This window comes from Vibrio sp. 10N.222.54.A3, from assembly GCF_041474095.1.
Taxonomy (GTDB): Bacteria; Pseudomonadota; Gammaproteobacteria; order Enterobacterales; family Vibrionaceae; genus Vibrio; species Vibrio crassostreae_C.
This window is the reverse complement of record NZ_JBFRTN010000143.1, coordinates 1-15,261: the sequence shown is the minus strand read 5'-3', so window position 1 is coordinate 15,261 and position 15,261 is coordinate 1. Positions and strand designations below refer to the sequence as shown.

Sequence of the window (15,261 nt, the reverse complement as noted above, 5' to 3'; positions counted from 1 at the left end):
TTGTATGCCAAGTTTAATATCATATAAATAATTTTTTAATTATCTAAAAATCAGAAGCTTACAAACAACACTGCGCAATTATGATTTTCTACTATTAGAAGATGAAAAACATTCACCTTCCTTATTGCCGTTTTTTGCCGCTATTCTAGAAACATCATGCTTCGTACAAAAAAGCGGCAAACTGTGGCGTCATTCGCACGTATGGCATAGCACATACGGCAAGGAATCAACGCCATGGTGATCGACAAGCCACCATTAAATACCGATTGATCATTAAATATAGTTAAACAAGGTCAGGTCTTTGGTTTTGCCAAACGCTTGTTGAGAAGCTTGTAGTGCTCGAGAGTTTTCATTGAACTCAATGATCGCTTTCGAGTAATCCAAGTCTTCAAAGTTGCTTTTTGCTTTTGCTAAAGACAACTTGAAATCTTCATGTTGTTGCTCTTGAATATCCAAAGTACTCAAGCGTGCACCAACATCGGTTCTTGCCTTGGTCAAATGGATAAACGCAGCGTGGAACTCTTCAGTTACTTGGTGCAGTTTCGCTGTTGCTGATGCATCCGATACCGGGTTTTCAGCCTGCTCAGCAGCCTCTTTGAACGTATCAAAGATAGAGAAAGTCTCTCGTGGTTCTAAGGTGATCGAATCACCTTTAGTGATTTGGCCTTTGATTTGAATATTCAGCCCTTCATAAACAATGCCTGTCGAAGGATCAAAATCTTCTGCCGCAACCACTGCGCCGTCTTTTTCAAGCTGATAAGCGAAATTGCCCGTCTGCATGTCGACAAACGTCACTTTATAAGTAGACCCATCTTCATCGCTGTTGGTCGCACGCCCGAGCAATAACTCAGACGCAGGTTCAAGCTCGTACTGAGGTTCGTAGTCACCGAACGGGTTGTCTATTTCCATAAACATCTTGCTGCCCGGATCATTCATTGCCATTTCAAAGCTGCTTGCCACACGCATCTTGCGTTGGTAGTCATCACCTTGATATGTCACATTCCCTTCGTTATCTCGAAAGAAAGGCTGATTTTTCGGCTTAGTGCCTGCAAACGTGTAGTTACCCGACTCATCTTGAGAGTTGGCTAAATGCAGGAAGTTATTCGCCAGTTCTTGAATTTCACGCTTCTTAGCTAAACGGTCTTCCGGAGAAAGCGCACCGTTAATCATTTCCATCACGGTTCGTTTTGCTTCATCAGCAAAGCCTTCGGTGTTGGAGACCAATACCTCATGATGCTCTAATCGATTACGAACCAAGACGATTGCGTCACTATATTGCTTAAGCTGCTCTGATTGCTGACCAATATTCTGTAAATAGTGAGTCGCAAGAGGATCATCACTTGGCGACTGCAACTTCTTACCGGAAGCGAGTTGCGCTTGGTTGTGATGCACCTTGTTCTCTTGACGGCGCAAGTCGTTTTGTACTGACTGATAATTATGGAAGCTAGAGATACGATTCAACATTTATACCTTCCTATCTCAGAGCCAAAATAGTGTTAAACGTATCGTTGGCTGCTTGCATGATACGTGAAGAAGCCATATACGCTTGCTGAAATTTCATCATGTTTGCCGCTTCTTCATCGAGGTTTACTCCCGAGATAGAAGCAATACGTTCTTGAGCCGACTGTTTTTCTAATGTCGCAATATCACTCAGGCGATTTGCCGTTGAAGACTTCAAGCCCGTATTAGTATTCAAGTTGTGGTAAAGGTCTAAAATCGTAGACTCACCATCATTCAACAGCTTTCCTGTTTGAAGATCTTGTAGCTTACGCAGGTTACCGTTGTCACCTTCTGATGGGACAAGGTTTGCCGTAAACTTATCATTTGCCACCGCACCGGGTGTGAGCTCAAACGTTGTACCGTTGATGGTCACTGGCCCTTGTGGCGGATACGGTTGAGGCTGCATTAAAATGTTACCCTTCGGATCCGTCACAGCAAACTGCTCACCTTTTGGTGAGACAATCACTTCAAACTCACGCAGTTGACCTGCTTCTAGGATTTTAAATCCCGCTGTACCCTTGGCAAACGTGGTCGATGCCTCATAACTTTGCGCAGCAATGTCTTTCGGGTCTTTGGTTTCCATATGAATCTGCGCAGCAAAATTACGCGTTGGACGCAGTAACAGTTTCTCTCCTAGTTCAGGAGGGTTACGTACTTCCACTCGCATGCCATCAAGATAAAAAGCACTACCGCTAGAGTCGGTCGCCATCTTAACGGTCTCACCGTTCGGCTTAGTCACGACATAATCACTGCCATCGTATTTCAGTCCATACTCACCGCCTTTTAAGGCAGAAGTATCATCAATGTATACCGCAACATCGGCTTTCGATTGCCCGCTAGCCGTGACACGAGATTTTGCCACCAGCTCTGAGTTCACGTCGGTAAACAAGTCCTTACCTACGTTGCCGTTAAGATCCAAACCTTGTTCTTGAAGACTATTGACCTCATATGAAAACGCGGTCGCCAAACGACCAAGCTCATCCATGATTGCTGGGATATGTTCGTCACGCATGTCTAGCATGGCGCCGATTTTTCCGTCGATATCACTGCTGGTGATCGGTTTTAAAGACTTACCTTCAACAATCGCTAGGCGGCGCTGATGTGCATCGGGTAAGCCATCAACCATCTTCAGCTGACTCGCTTCACTACCAGAGACCAAGGTATGGCCATTACCAATATGGACATTAAACCCTTCGGCATTTGAGCGTGGTGTCACCGTAACTTTGGTGTAACCAGAAAGCTCATTAATCAACTTTTCATGCTGATCTCGTAGGTCATTATGAGGCCCAGGAGTTCGCATCATTAAACGCTGAACATCACGGATCTCGTACGCAAGTTGGTTAACTCGCTCGATACCCATATCTAATTTTTTATTGGTAGAATCAGACTGTTGACGAACTGTTTCATGAAATTCATTCAAGGTTTTAGTTACAAGCCCTGCTTTCTCTAACACGACCTTACGCGCACCCACATCATTTGGGGTATCGGCGAGAGTCTTAACGGAATCAAACCATTCGTTGAGGTTTTCTGGAATCTTCTTTGAAGCGACCGACGACAACATGCTCGACAGCATATCGAGGTTGGCTTCGGTATCGCCTTTGTTGGCGGCATTGGTTGTCGATAAGTTAAGTTCTTTGACGGCAAACTGATCCCAAGAGCGGCGAACATTTTCCACATGTACCCCCATACCGTAGGATTGCCCACCGTACTGGCGCGGGTCATTCACACCTTGAATCACAGACTGGCGGCTATAGCCCTCTGTGTTAGCGTTAGAAATGTTATGACCTGTGGTGTTGAGCTGTCTCTGAGCCGTAAGAACACTTTGTGCCCCTACATTCAGAAGATCCGACGCCATAATGCCCCCAAAAAACTTAACAAAACCAGAATGAACTGATTAACTACAACCGTATATTACTAAGATAATTGCAATATATGTGCCAACAAAAACAATAGGAAATTAAAAGACGATAATTTATTGAAGTGTAAGGAGATAACTATGGATTACGCGTAAGAACTGAAGGGGCGGAGAAGAAAAGAGCCTGCCAGTAGCAAGCTCTCTATGTTGATTTATGATGCTAGTTCATCTCATCAATCTTGGCTTTAACTCGTAAAACCTTGTCTGCATAGTTAGGGTCAGTTGCGTAACCAGCCTGATGAATACCTTTGATGAAATTCTCTGAATTGCCTTGATGCTGTAGCGCCGTTTCGTATCTTGGATTTTCGTTCAAGAACTTCACGTAATCATTAAAGCTATCTTCGAAATTAGAGTAAGAACGGAAGGAAGCTGACTCTTTAACGGCGGTTTTGCCATGGAACTCAAGAGTTTGAGTCGCGACCTTATCGCCCTTCCAACTTCTATCTGCTTTGATGTTAAATAAGTTATTGCTGTTGCCCAAAGAGTTCTTAACCATTTTAGAACCCCAACCCGTTTCAAGGGCAGCTTGTGCCAATAGAAGAGACGAGTCCACACCAAGCGCACTTGCCGCTTTTTCCGCGTAAGGCTTCATTGAGGTCACAAACGATTCTGGAGAATCAAAGGATACTGGCTGTTTTGCTGCTTGCGCAGGTTGAACGTCTGACGCTCGCTCTTCCGAACGGCCTGAATATTGCGGTCTTTGCAATGAAGCATCAAAGCCTTCACTGCGAACCTTCTCTTCAGACGTATCGCTTGCTTGGCCAGCGCTTAGTTGAGCCACGATCATATCTGCAAGACCTAATGAACCTGAAGCGCTTAACTCACTCGCCATTTGGTCATCTTGCATCTGACGATAGAACTGCTCGTTCTGGCTGTTCAACATATCCGACTTAAAGCTCGAGTTAGCATCGCGCATTGACTTAAACAACATCGAGGTGAAAATCGATTCAAACTGTTTTGCCGCCGCGGTTAATGCTTCTTTCTCGCTACCTTCTTCACCGTTTACCGCTTGTTGACGAAGGCGGTCTAGGCTACCGATATCGTGAATAAAGCCGATGTCATTGTTATTCTTAATCATGCTTTATTCCTTAGATAATGATCAATTGGCCTTCAATCGCACCCGCTTGTTTCAGTGCTTGAAGGATTGCCATTAAATCAGAAGGTGCAGCGCCCACTTCATTGACTGCGCGTACCAAATCGTCCAGCGTTAGGCCAGGTTCAAATTTGAACATCTTACCATCGCCTTCCGTGATTTCGATATCAGAATCAGGGACCACTACCGTTTGGCCACCAGAGAATGCATTCGGTTGGCTTACGTTTAGATTTTCTTTAATTGCAACCGTCATACCACCGTGGGTGACCGCCGCCGCTTTTAGGCGAACGTGCTTACCAACCACAATCGTACCTGTACGAGAGTTGACGATGATTTTTGCAGAGCCTTCAGCAGGGTCGAACTCGATGTTTTCGATAGCCGACAAGAATGCTACACGCTGGCTGATTTCACGCGGTGCACGAACTTTTACTGAAGTTGCGTCTACCGCTGAAGCCATTTGTGGGCCTAGGAAATTATTAACCGCATCAGCCATACGCTGAGCCGTTGTGAAATCTGATTGGATTAGGTTGAAGGTGATGTAGTCACCACGACCGAATGGCGTTGGGATCTCTTGTTCAACCGTCGCACCGCTAGAGATGATACCAACGTTAGGGTTGTTACCGACAATCTTAGAACCGTCGTTACCTTGTGCACTAAAGCCACTTACCACCAAGTTACCCTGCGCGACCGCATACACTTGACCGTCTAGACCTTTCAAGAAGGTCTGTAGCAAGGTACCACCACGAAGGCTTTTTGCTGAACCGATAGAAGAAACGGTTACGTCAACTTCTTGGCCTTGCTTAGAGAATGCTGGCAGTTCAGCAGTCACAATAACAGCCGCGACGTTTTTGGTTTTTGGCTTAGTGCCGGGCGGCAATTGGATGCCAAAATTTTGCAGCATTGCGTTAAATGTTTGATCGGTAAAGGGAGTTGTCTCACCAGTACCCGGCAAGCCCGTGACCAAACCATAACCGACAAGTTGGTTACTACGAACACCCGCCACTTTTGCCACGTCTTTGATTCGCGCAGCATGGGCACTGGTGGCAAGAAATAGCATGCCGAATAGTACGAGTGTCAGTTTTTTCATTGAGTAACCTGTCTGTATTGCTTTAATTTATAATAGCTTAGCTAAATGTGGCTGAGTGATAGAGGCTGTCAGTATGTCGTCGTCCTATCAAGCTCTACAGAGATACATTAAAGAATCGTGCCAAGAATCCAGGCTCTTGCATATCTTTCTGTACGCCAGTCCCTGAGTACTGAATTCGTGCGTTAGAAACACGGTTTGAAGCAATGGTATTTTCGAAGTCAATATCGTCTGGACGGATGGTACCGCTTAGGCGGATGTACTCATCGCCGGTGTTCAGTGTCATCCACTTCTCACCACGAACCACTAGGTTGCCATTGGCTAATACTTCGATCACTTCTACGGTGATATAGCCGCTGATGCTGTTACTTTGGTTGGCTGATGCATCACCAGCGAAGGTATTGGTGTTGCTCAGATCGTAAGAGAAGTTGTACTTATCGATCGTCAGCTCTTGACCACCAACAGCCAGCGGCTCCATCGATGCATCATTCGACTTAGACATGTCTGCGTTGGCTTTTTTGGTCGCTCGAGTACTCTCATCTAGCGCTACAGTGATGATGTCACCAATACCACGAGGCTTTGAGTCGTCATACATGCTGCCAATGTGGTTCACATTAAACAGTGAGCCCGTTGCCGCTGCATAATGCTCTGGCTTCTGCTTGGGGTTGATTGGCGCCCATGCAGGGTCACCAGCAATTGGATCGGTTCGCCCACGAAGCGTGTCGATAATTCCTGAACTTTCTTCTGCCGACTTATCGCCTTCAACCGCATCAACCACTGTGGTCGCGTTCTCTTGTGCTGGCGTCTCAATTGGATCCAGTACTGTACAACCAGTCATCGAAGCTAACAGGGCTAAACAAAAAATACGTTTCATGGCGATATACTCTCAGCAGGCAGTGGTAAATGGGTCAATTAGCAAAAACAGATAGATTAATTAAAAAAGTAAACGGCGAATAAACCAATTACAGCTGTTGGTTAACAAAGCTCATCATCTTGTCTACTGACGAGATAACTTTCGAATTCATTTCGTATACACGCTGAGCTTCAATCATGTTTACCAGCTCTTCGGTTACGTTTACGTTCGATGTTTCTAGCATCGATTGGCGGATGTTACCCAGGCCATCAAAACCCGGTACACCCTCTTGTGGGTCGCCACTCGCGCCAGTTGGCAAGTAAAGGTTTTGACCTACTGGCTCTAGACCACCTGGGTTTACAAAGTCAGTAATGGTAATTTGACCAACCACGACGTTGTTTTGCTCGCCACGTAGACGAACCGATACTTCACCGTCGTTACCAACCGTTACCGAGATCGCGTCTTCAGGAATCACAATTTCTGGTTGTAGAGGATAACCTTGGCCCGACGTTACGATCGCGCCTTCACCGTTCAGTGTGAACTGACCATTGCGGCTGTAACCTGTTTCACCGTCTGGCATTTCAACTTGGAAGAAACCGTCGCCTTCAATCATCATGTCTAGGCTGTTAGATGTCGTTTGTGCGTTACCGTGAGTGTGCACTTTTTGAGTCGCGACGACCTTAGAACCGGCACCCAGCATCAAACCACTTGGCAGCTCAGTATTCTGAGACGATTGACCACCCGGTTGATTAATATTCTGGTAGAACAGATCTTCAAATACCGCGCGGCTCTTTTTAAAACCAATGGTCGAGGCGTTGGCAAGGTTGTTCGAAATCGTTGAGATATTGGTTTGTTGGGCGTCTAAACCCGTTTTACTTACCCATAATGCTGGATGCATAGCAATGTCCTTTAAATTCTATTAGCTCATACGAAGCAGTGAATCAGACGACTTGTCCATTTCCTCTGCTGTGCTCATCATTTTGACCTGCATTTCAAACTGACGTTGTAAGTCAATTAGGCTGGTCATTTCACCTACGGCATTTACGTTACTGCCTTCGATAGCACCTTTTAGCAACGTTACCGCTGCATCTGCTTCGTATGCCTGATCTGGGTTTTTCGAACGGAATAGACCATTCGTGTCTTTAAACAAACTTTGGTTGTCTGGACGTACAAGCTTAATACGATCAACCACGGCCAATTCTTCAGCTGGAGCGCCTTGAGGAATCACCGAAATCGTACCGTCTGTACCAATTTCTACTTTGCTGATTGGGATTGGCAGCGTGATTGGTGCATCGTTTTCACCAAGCACTAAGTGACCGCTTGCGTTGGTTAGTAAACCGTTTTGGTCAACCCTTAGGTTACCGTTACGTGTTAAACCTTCACGGCCAATATTGTCCATCACTGAAATCCAACCATCACCTTGAATGGTAACGTCTAGATCTCGGCCAGTAGTAACCACACTACCCTGAGCGAAATTATGACCCGGACGCTCTGTCATGCTGAAAACACGAGTAGGCATGCCTTCGCCATACGCTTGCATTGAACGTGCCTGTGCTAAATCAGCACGGAAACCCGTTGTACTTACGTTGGCAAGGTTGTTTGCACGTAGCTGCAAAGCTTGCATATTTTGCTTAGCGCCACTCATGGCAAGAAACAGTGCGCGATCCATAATTTTGCTCCAAAAATCATCTTCTGGGGCTAATAAAGCAAACACTGTGCCAATATTTTTAACTGTTATTTATCAATAATTTAAATAGAAAACGAACAAGAAGGGTGATCATCAAAGGATCATTGAGGAAGAATTGTTGCCAGTGGCATTACCGGGCGGCAATAGGGGCGGCAAATAAAAAGACAAACAACAATACCCAATTCAATAACATTGAATTGGGTATTCGCAGATGATTCAAACGCTTTAAACGATTAACGAATCTGAAGAATATTCTGTTGTAGCTGGTTGTGTACTTCTAGAGAACGCGAGTTCGCCTGGAAGTTACGTTGAGCAGAAATCAAATCAACCAGTTCTTGAGTCATATCGATGTTCGACTGCTCTAGCGAGCCGTTGTTGATGCTACCAAATGAACCTTTGTTCGATTCACCCCAGATCTTGTCACCAGAGTCGTTGGTAGAATCCCATTGAGTACCGCCTTTCTTATCCAGACCTTGCTCATTTGGTACACGAACCAAGCCTACACGGCCAAGCATCACGTTTTCACCATTTGAATAAGTACCTAGAACACTGCCGTACTCATCGAAATCGATTTTTGTTAAGAAACCTGTTGTCGCGCCATCTTCATCAAACTTAGTCAATTCAAACGGAGCGGCAAACTGAGTTGAAGAATCTAAACCAAACTTAAGCACTTGAGTTGGATCAGCACCGTTCAAGTCAATAGGGTTCGCACCAGCACCCAGTGGTTCCGAGTTAATCGGCTGACCATTGTTTAGGCTTGCTAACGTACCGTCATTGTTGAACTTCATTGTGTGACCAACATGACCTTGTGCATTCGTCGCATCACCACCAGTAATGTTGACCGGCTTCTCACCGTTCTCATCTGACATGGTGTAGTACGTTTGCCAAGTGTTTGGTTGAGTCTGATCTTTGAGGTAGTAAGTCGTTAACTTGTAAGACTGACCCATAGAATCGTATACCGTCGAAGACGTTGCACGGTTATAAGTATCAGCATCTTTGAAGTTAAATGCAGCCGGGTCTTTAAGATCACCGTTTGCAGGAAGGTTAACCCCTACTTCAATGTTTTCTGTCTGTTTTGGTTTACCAAACTCAGCAGGAATGTCGAGAGGCTTTGGCGCATAAGAAAGAACTTCCCCCGAGTTTGGATCAACATCGTAACCTAAAAGAAACTCATCATTAGCGGTAACCATGTAGTTGTCTTTGTTTAGGTGAAATGCACCATTACGCGTTAATTCGTTAATCTCTGGCACCATGCGGTCTTTAGATACTGCAAAGAAACCTGTACCACTTACACGTAAGTCCATTGGGTTGTTCGTATAAATACTTGAACCTTCGTGGAACTGTTGCGCCACTTGGCTAGCTTGCGCACCGCCACCTGCCGTCGTTTTTGCGTTAGTGAACAACGAGCTTGAGTAAACATCACCAAACTCGGCACGAGACTCTTTAAAGCCAAATGTGTTCGCGTTCGCAATGTTGTTACTGGTTGTATTCAGGTCTAATTGTGCAGCGGATAGGCCGCTTAAAGCTACATATGACATTCCATTATTCTCCTAATCTATCTAGCTAGCATAGTCACTCAATAAAGAGCTACGCTTTACCAACTTCTAGTACTTCAGCAAGTCGTACTGGCGATGTGAAACCAGCCAGATTGAGTAGTACGTTGCCATCGCCCTTACCAAGAAGCACACTGTTCACGTTCGCATAACTGGAAACTTGGAACTCTGTGTTCTCGCCATCCAGCAAACCCGACGCTTTCACGTTGTATTTACCGGCCGGCAATGGGTTACCGTCTTCGTCTTTTCCGTCCCATTCAACACGTGTATCACCAGATGGTTTAGAGCCGATATCAAATGTGCGAACCAATTGGCCAACTTCGTTCTCAACACGGACCATTACATTGTCCATTGCCTGAGGAAGCTTAACCATTGCCGCCATACCGCCATCACCGGGTTTTACACCTGCCGCACCAGGAACCAATACATCACGCCCAACTAAAGAGGAGGCCTGAAGAGCTTGGTTAGAGGTCATTGATGAATTCAAGCTTTCAAACTGTGTATTCATTTTGCCAATGCCATCTACGGTCGCAAATGAAGCCATTTGCGCAATCATCTGGTCATTGCTAACCGGCTTGAAAGGGTCTTGTTGTGCTAGTTGCTTAGTCAACAAAGATAAGAAGTCTTCTTGTTTAAGATCCTGCTTACCTGTTGTTTCGTCGGGCTTTTTAGCGCCATCTTGAAGACTCTTCAGCTGGTCAACATAGGACAAGCCGCTTTGACCAACATTGTTGTTGATTCCAGCCATGTGCTACCTCCTTATCCTTATTGACCCATCTGCAGCGTACGCAGCAGCATTTGTTTACTCGAGTCAGCAACCTGTACGTTTGTTTGGTACGCACGTGATGCCGAAATCATGTTTGCCATTTCTTCCATAACGTTGACATTAGGCTTGTAGATATAGCCTTCGTTGTTCGCTAATGGGTGATCCGGGTTGTACTCCGCGCTTAGCGGCTTATCGCTTTCCACAATACCTAATACTTTCACAGGCACAGTGTGACCACTGTTGCGTGCTTTATTTAACTCAGCGCCGAACACTGCGTGACGAGCCTTGTAAGTTTCTTCAGCAGAACTACTTACACTGTCCGCGTTCGCAAGGTTGCTCGAGGTCGTATTTAGACGAACAGATTCAGCACTCATCGCAGAACCAGTCACATTGAATACATTGAATAAACTCATCTAATTATTCCCCTTTAATCGCTTTAGTTAAATTCTTGAACTTACTTCCTAAGAAGTCGAGAGAGGCTTGATGCCTAATTTGGTTTTGCATGAAAAGGTTTCTTTCCAAATCCAAATCAACCGTGTTGCCATCTCCTGTATCAGGTTGGGTAGGAATGCGATACTTCGTTTCCCCGTTCACCGTTGTTGAGGCAGAAATGTGCCGACCATCTGTACGGCTAAGACCAATGCTTGCCCCAGAACTTGCCGCTTGCAGCGATTTCTTAAAGTCTAATCCCTTTGCTTTATACCCAGGCGTGTTTGCTTGCGCGATATTGGTGGAAAGCACCTCAGCGTTACGCTCACGTACACCAACTGTGTGCTGGTGAATGCCCAAAGCATTGTCAAAAGAAATAGCCATGTAAACCTCAACTCAAGAACTGACTGTTATGAAATAACCAAAGCAATATATATACCAACTTTTGAAACAAGGCGGTCTATCAATGCTTTTACAGGTTACTCGTGGGTAAACTTGCAATAAACAAGCCAAAAAATAGAGTAAATTGGAATGTCACTCTGACTTAAAGATATAGCTTAAGCAGGAAAAAGAAAACCCAGCACTTGGCTGGGTTTTAAATTTAGACGGTAACCTTACACCTAATATCGGTGCCGCTCGTTACTTTAATTTGTAGATGATGCCTGGATTACAGCGAACCATTTCAAAACGATCGGTTAAGCCTGTTAACGATTCAGACGCGCCCAATAGTAAGTACCCACCAGGGTTCAGGCTATTTGCCATCTGGTTAAGTACCTTTGACTTCATATCAGGCGAGAAGTAAATCAGCACGTTACGACAGAAAATAATGTCGAACTTGCCTAACAATGCATAGCTGTCCATCAGGTTCTGAGGGCGGAAGTTCACCATGCGCTTGACGTTATCTTTCACTTTCATACGGCCATCGCCCGCATCTTCAAAGAAAGTACGACGGCGCTCTGGAGAAAGTCCACGTCCCAATGCAAGGTTGTCGTAAGCGCCAGTGCGGCACATATCCAACATACTTGCTGAGATGTCAGTTGCGGTAATCGATACATTTGGCAGCATACCTGGCTTACGAGCTTGAGTTTCAAGAATCGTCATTGCCATTGAGTATGCTTCTTGGCCTGAAGAGCTTGCCGCAGACCAAATCTTAATAGGACGTTTATTTGCCGCTATTTCCGGTAGAAGCTTATCCGCAAGCACAGCAAACGGGTAAGTATCACGGAACCAAAGTGTCTCGTTCGTCGTCATGGCATCGACAGCAGCCACACGCAGCTCACGGTTTCGACCTGTTACTACATCTCTCAACAAATCAGACAAAGAAGCTAACTTAAACTTCGTTACTAATGGGCTTAGACGACTGCGCACTAAATACTGCTTGCTGTCACCTAATACAATGCCACATTGAGATTCTAAGAAACGGCTGAAATCGCGATACTCTTGATCACTTATTGTTATAGCAGTCATTAATGTCTCTTTTAGTTAGTTAACGCAGCTTTTACAGCTGCACCAAGCTCATCTGGGTTGAATTTAGCGATGAAGGAGTTAGCTCCAACACGCTCAACCATGGCTTGGTTAAATACACCACTCAACGATGAGTGTAAAATTACGTATAAATCTTTAAGTTCGGCGTGACGACGAATCTCAGCAGTCAGCGTGTATCCATCCATTTCTGGCATTTCGATATCAGAAATCACCAATGAAATCTGATCGTAAATACTGCCTTCTGATGACATCTGCATCAGCTTCTCATAGGCTTCTTTACCATCCTTCACCGAGATAACTTCAAAACCAATCGACTCAATAGCACGCTGAACCTGCTTACGAGCAACGGTCGAGTCATCAGCAATCAAGATGCGGCGAACCAGTTCTTTCTCTTGTTCTACTTTCGCAATATCTTCAGCAATCTTGCTGTCCATTGTTTCATCAACAGGAGAAATTTCTGCAAGGATCTTCTCAACATCAAGAATTTCTACCAATTCATTATCAATGTTGGTTACCGCTGTCAGGTAGTTAGCTCTACCTGCGCCATCTGGCGGCGGAAGAATCGATTCCCAGTGCATGTTAATAATGCGCTCAACTGAACTTACCAAGAAACCTTGAATGGTTCGGTTAAACTCAGAGATAACCACAAAACACTTTTCAATATCCGTTGTAGGACGGCCACCAATCGCTAAGCTCAAGTCGATCACAGAGATCGTTTGGCCACGAATGTGTGCTACACCTTTAACCAGTGGGTTCAAGTTTGGCATCTTTGTCAGCTTAGGACATTGCAGCACTTCTTTTACTTTAAAGACATTAATGCCGTAACGCTGACGCCCCATTAGGCGAAAGGTTAGTAATTCTAATCGGTTTTGACCGACGAGTTGCGTACGCTGATTCACCGAATCAAGAATACCCGTCATGAGCTCATCTCCATATCAAACTTTTTTGTATAAAAAGTGTTAGTCTACTGCAGGCTACGAACCACCAGAGAAACAGAATGACGTATTATAAAGCAAATTTGCCACCTCTTTCCATAGCAATGTGTAGAGCTACTTTTAAAACTGTCGCTAAGTTTATCGGCATTTTATCAATATTGTTTAGTTTTTTTGTACAAGCTGCGACCCCAGAACAAATTGAGATGATTCAGTCTGCAGCGGAGCAACATATCCTTGATACAGTTGAGCAGCCACAAGGTGGCGAACTCTTTGTTAATTCAGCAAATGTTGACTCAAGAATCAAAGCGACAGACTGCCCAGTGCCTTTAGAGACCAGCGCTTCAACGACCACCAATACCCGCAGCAGTATTACGGTTTTAGTGCAATGTGTTCCTGATGAGTGGCGAGTTTATGTACCGGTGCGCCTTTCGATGTCGGTGCCTCTTGTCACCACCACTCGCTCACTCGCGAGAGGCGAAATCGTCGGTCAATACGATGTTACCACCGCTATGATTTCTCTTAACAAGTTTCGTCGCCAAGGTTTCACAGCTCCACATCAGGTCATCGGCGCTAAGGTAAAAAAGAACCTAAGACCGGGCGATGTTGTAGAAAGAGGTGATATCTGTGTCGTGTGCCGAAACGAGAAGGTTATCATACAGGCAGTAAAAGGTGGCATGACCATTACCACCAAAGGAACTGCGCTTACCGATGGCTCTATGGGTGATCAAGTAAGAGTGAAAAATGACAAATCACAGCGTATAATTGAAGGAATTGTTACCAGCATGTCTGAAGTCACGGTTTACTTTTAACTCTTTACTTCTAAATTGACGGTATCGTTAGCGATTTCAGCCTCAACTCTAACGCCAAATATAGCGGCTGCGGTGTTTGGTCCCTTTTCGACTATTGAGCTAAAAATTGCTAAAGTATTCGAACCCTTGGTCGATATTGACTGTACAGGTTCCCATTTTTGAAGAAAAAGGCTTAACTATGGCAGGCATTGATAATATTCGTTCAGGGCAAACCCTAACGACCACTAACCGATCAGCAGTACGCTCTGATTCTAGTTCTGAGGCATCACGCTCTGATGTATCAACTAAATCGCCAGCAAGCAAAGATGCGGTTTCACTGAGCCAACAAGGCAAAGCGATTGGTCAGCTCCACCAAGATATGGCAGCACAGCCAAGCTTTGATTCTGTGAAAGTAGCAGCGATCAAAGAAGCAATTGCGAACGGTTCATACACTGTCGATCCAGAAAAACTGGCAGACAACATGATCAAGTTCGAAGATGAATTAAAAGGTCTTTAAGCCAGCACTCACTTTTAATTGAAGTGATTATCTTAAAGCACACGAGGTTATGAATAGGTTTACGTTATGGCGGCACTAGCAGATTTAGTTAATTTTCAACTTCAAAATGCCAAAGCCTTATCTGAATTATTAAGTTCAGAGAAAACCGCTATTACGAGCCGACAATCAAACGATATTGAGCGAATCGCCAAAGAAAAAGTGGTCCTAGTTGAACAACTAAGATCAACCGATCAGCGAATCGCAGCCCATACCAATATCTCAGAACTGACCGAGAACCCTGAACTTGCTCAGTTAGTCAGCAAGATCCAGTCCATAGTGCACGATTGCCAGCAAGCGAACCTTGTGAATGGCGAAGCCTTGAATCGAGCGCACCTTAGCTTCAAAAAACTCAGCAATATGATGCAGCAAAGTCACGGTAAAATTGGCATGACCTACAATGCCGGCGGTCAAACGCATACGATTTCTACGCTGGGAACCAACGTAAAAGCATAGTTAAGCCCCCACTATTCAATAATATCTTTAGTCACCTTCCTGCTTGTATCTGTATCTGTATCTGTATCTGTATCTCAGCTTATCCTTAGCATGACATCCGTCAAAGCTCCCACTAGGTCGGTAAATGTGCCAAACGAATCAATAAATAATCGAGTAGGAGGAGG

General features: G+C 44.9%; 16 protein-coding genes. 3 read left to right on the top strand and 13 right to left on the bottom strand.

Annotated elements, in window-relative coordinates:
- Positions 1 to 273 precede the first annotated feature (273 nt).
- The 13 genes from flgL to AB4507_RS21860 all read right to left on the bottom strand — a co-directional run bounded on the left by flgL (position 274) and on the right by AB4507_RS21860 (position 13,285).
- A complete protein-coding gene (gene flgL, locus AB4507_RS21920; protein WP_017062254.1) occupies positions 274 to 1,464 on the bottom strand; it encodes a flagellar hook-associated protein FlgL in 1,191 nt (396 codons plus the stop codon).
- 10 nt (positions 1,465 to 1,474) lie between these two features.
- Positions 1,475 to 3,355 (bottom strand): flagellar hook-associated protein FlgK, encoded by a 1,881-nt coding sequence (gene flgK, locus AB4507_RS21915; RefSeq protein ID WP_017067655.1) that lies wholly within the window; start codon positions 3,353 to 3,355, stop codon positions 1,475 to 1,477.
- Between the two features lie 220 nt (positions 3,356 to 3,575).
- Entirely contained in the window at positions 3,576 to 4,493 is a 918-nt protein-coding gene (gene flgJ, locus AB4507_RS21910) for a flagellar assembly peptidoglycan hydrolase FlgJ (protein WP_017064131.1), read from the bottom strand.
- 10 nt (positions 4,494 to 4,503) lie between these two features.
- Entirely contained in the window at positions 4,504 to 5,595 is a 1,092-nt protein-coding gene (locus tag AB4507_RS21905; protein WP_017062257.1) for a flagellar basal body P-ring protein FlgI, read from the bottom strand.
- 94 nt (positions 5,596 to 5,689) lie between these two features.
- Positions 5,690 to 6,466 carry a flagellar basal body L-ring protein FlgH gene (gene flgH / locus AB4507_RS21900; RefSeq protein ID WP_017069006.1) on the bottom strand — a complete coding sequence of 259 codons (777 nt, stop codon included), beginning with the start codon at positions 6,464 to 6,466 and terminating at the stop codon, positions 5,690 to 5,692.
- An 88-nt stretch (positions 6,467 to 6,554) separates the two neighbouring features.
- Positions 6,555 to 7,343 carry a flagellar basal-body rod protein FlgG gene (flgG, locus tag AB4507_RS21895; RefSeq protein ID WP_017062259.1) on the bottom strand — a complete coding sequence of 263 codons (789 nt, stop codon included), beginning with the start codon at positions 7,341 to 7,343 and terminating at the stop codon, positions 6,555 to 6,557.
- Between the two features lie 21 nt (positions 7,344 to 7,364).
- Entirely contained in the window at positions 7,365 to 8,114 is a 750-nt protein-coding gene (locus tag AB4507_RS21890; RefSeq protein ID WP_372102452.1) for a flagellar basal body rod protein FlgF, read from the bottom strand.
- A 251-nt stretch (positions 8,115 to 8,365) separates the two neighbouring features.
- Positions 8,366 to 9,670 (bottom strand): flagellar hook protein FlgE, encoded by a 1,305-nt coding sequence (gene flgE, locus AB4507_RS21885; protein WP_017062260.1) that lies wholly within the window; start codon positions 9,668 to 9,670, stop codon positions 8,366 to 8,368.
- A 49-nt stretch (positions 9,671 to 9,719) separates the two neighbouring features.
- Positions 9,720 to 10,433 carry a flagellar hook assembly protein FlgD gene (gene flgD / locus AB4507_RS21880; RefSeq protein ID WP_010439286.1) on the bottom strand — a complete coding sequence of 238 codons (714 nt, stop codon included), beginning with the start codon at positions 10,431 to 10,433 and terminating at the stop codon, positions 9,720 to 9,722.
- 17 nt (positions 10,434 to 10,450) lie between these two features.
- On the bottom strand, positions 10,451 to 10,864 hold the full coding sequence (flgC, locus tag AB4507_RS21875; RefSeq protein WP_004736176.1) for a flagellar basal body rod protein FlgC: 414 nt from the start codon (positions 10,862 to 10,864) through the stop codon (positions 10,451 to 10,453).
- Between the two features lie 4 nt (positions 10,865 to 10,868).
- Positions 10,869 to 11,264: a flagellar basal body rod protein FlgB gene (gene flgB / locus AB4507_RS21870; protein ID WP_004736175.1), complete on the bottom strand. Its 396-nt coding sequence runs from the start codon at positions 11,262 to 11,264 to the stop codon at positions 10,869 to 10,871.
- A gap of 255 nt (positions 11,265 to 11,519) precedes the next feature.
- The gene (locus tag AB4507_RS21865; protein ID WP_004736174.1) at positions 11,520 to 12,347 is read right to left on the bottom strand and encodes a protein-glutamate O-methyltransferase; all 828 of its coding nucleotides are present in this window, start codon (positions 12,345 to 12,347) and stop codon (positions 11,520 to 11,522) included.
- A gap of 11 nt (positions 12,348 to 12,358) precedes the next feature.
- On the bottom strand, positions 12,359 to 13,285 hold the full coding sequence (locus tag AB4507_RS21860; RefSeq protein ID WP_017062261.1) for a chemotaxis protein CheV: 927 nt from the start codon (positions 13,283 to 13,285) through the stop codon (positions 12,359 to 12,361).
- Between the two features lie 77 nt (positions 13,286 to 13,362).
- Here AB4507_RS21860 and flgA point away from each other — a divergent pair, with 77 nt between their 5' ends.
- The 3 genes from flgA (at position 13,363) to AB4507_RS21845 (ending at position 15,097) form a co-directional block, all read left to right on the top strand.
- On the top strand, positions 13,363 to 14,109 hold the full coding sequence (gene flgA, locus AB4507_RS21855; protein ID WP_372102449.1) for a flagellar basal body P-ring formation chaperone FlgA: 747 nt from the start codon (positions 13,363 to 13,365) through the stop codon (positions 14,107 to 14,109).
- A gap of 178 nt (positions 14,110 to 14,287) precedes the next feature.
- The gene (flgM, locus tag AB4507_RS21850) at positions 14,288 to 14,605 is read left to right on the top strand and encodes a flagellar biosynthesis anti-sigma factor FlgM (RefSeq protein WP_017062263.1); all 318 of its coding nucleotides are present in this window, start codon (positions 14,288 to 14,290) and stop codon (positions 14,603 to 14,605) included.
- 66 nt (positions 14,606 to 14,671) lie between these two features.
- Positions 14,672 to 15,097 carry a flagella synthesis protein FlgN gene (locus AB4507_RS21845; protein WP_372129899.1) on the top strand — a complete coding sequence of 142 codons (426 nt, stop codon included), beginning with the start codon at positions 14,672 to 14,674 and terminating at the stop codon, positions 15,095 to 15,097.
- Positions 15,098 to 15,261 lie beyond the last annotated feature (164 nt).

Bases quoted from the DNA above. Each gene is read 5' to 3' on its own strand.
- flgL (WP_017062254.1), bottom strand. From the start codon at position 1,464: ATGTTGAATCGTATCTCTAGCTTCCATAATTATCAGTCAGTACAAAAC.
- flgK (WP_017067655.1), bottom strand. From the start codon at position 3,355: ATGGCGTCGGATCTTCTGAATGTAGGGGCACAAAGTGTTCTTACGGCT.
- flgJ (WP_017064131.1), bottom strand. From the start codon at position 4,493: ATGATTAAGAATAACAATGACATCGGCTTTATTCACGATATCGGTAGC.
- AB4507_RS21905 (WP_017062257.1), bottom strand. From the start codon at position 5,595: ATGAAAAAACTGACACTCGTACTATTCGGCATGCTATTTCTTGCCACC.
- flgH (WP_017069006.1), bottom strand. From the start codon at position 6,466: ATGAAACGTATTTTTTGTTTAGCCCTGTTAGCTTCGATGACTGGTTGT.
- flgG (WP_017062259.1), bottom strand. From the start codon at position 7,343: ATGCATCCAGCATTATGGGTAAGTAAAACGGGTTTAGACGCCCAACAA.
- AB4507_RS21890 (WP_372102452.1), bottom strand. From the start codon at position 8,114: ATGGATCGCGCACTGTTTCTTGCCATGAGTGGCGCTAAGCAAAATATG.
- flgE (WP_017062260.1), bottom strand. From the start codon at position 9,670: ATGTCATATGTAGCTTTAAGCGGCCTATCCGCTGCACAATTAGACCTG.
- flgD (WP_010439286.1), bottom strand. From the start codon at position 10,433: ATGGCTGGAATCAACAACAATGTTGGTCAAAGCGGCTTGTCCTATGTT.
- flgC (WP_004736176.1), bottom strand. From the start codon at position 10,864: ATGAGTTTATTCAATGTATTCAATGTGACTGGTTCTGCGATGAGTGCT.
- flgB (WP_004736175.1), bottom strand. From the start codon at position 11,264: ATGGCTATTTCTTTTGACAATGCTTTGGGCATTCACCAGCACACAGTT.
- AB4507_RS21865 (WP_004736174.1), bottom strand. From the start codon at position 12,347: ATGACTGCTATAACAATAAGTGATCAAGAGTATCGCGATTTCAGCCGT.
- AB4507_RS21860 (WP_017062261.1), bottom strand. From the start codon at position 13,285: ATGACGGGTATTCTTGATTCGGTGAATCAGCGTACGCAACTCGTCGGT.
- flgA (WP_372102449.1), top strand. From the start codon at position 13,363: ATGACGTATTATAAAGCAAATTTGCCACCTCTTTCCATAGCAATGTGT.
- flgM (WP_017062263.1), top strand. From the start codon at position 14,288: ATGGCAGGCATTGATAATATTCGTTCAGGGCAAACCCTAACGACCACT.
- AB4507_RS21845 (WP_372129899.1), top strand. From the start codon at position 14,672: ATGGCGGCACTAGCAGATTTAGTTAATTTTCAACTTCAAAATGCCAAA.